Annotated in this window: 1 protein-coding gene; it reads left to right on the top strand. The window is 64.9% G+C overall.

The features are described from left to right. The coding region (locus SB724_RS21180) for a hypothetical protein (RefSeq protein ID WP_410572968.1) at window positions 1-251 on the top strand (251 nt) is incomplete at both ends.

Genomic DNA, 251 nt, shown 5'->3' with positions numbered 1-251 from the left:
CTCGCCCTCCGGGCAAGCCGCCTCCGCCGGCAGCGCCCAAAGGGTCGCCTCCGAGCTCGTGCCCCTCAACGTGCCTGTGGGTGGGTTGTTCAAAAATCACGTCAGCAAGCGCAGCGAAGTGGTCCTGGCCGACGTCGACCATACAGCCGTCCTGATTGGCGATTCCCAAGCAATGCCCAAGGACTCCTGGCCCCAGCGAGGCATAGCAGCCTTGGGGTACAAGCTCTACGTCGCAGGCATGGGCGGCACAG

The organism is Bacillus sp. SIMBA_031 (assembly GCF_046535225.1).
Taxonomy (GTDB): domain Bacteria; phylum Bacillota; class Bacilli; order Bacillales; family Bacillaceae; genus Bacillus; species Bacillus velezensis.
The sequence above is the reverse complement of the archived record's forward strand: the minus strand, read 5'-3'. Positions and strand labels throughout refer to the sequence as shown.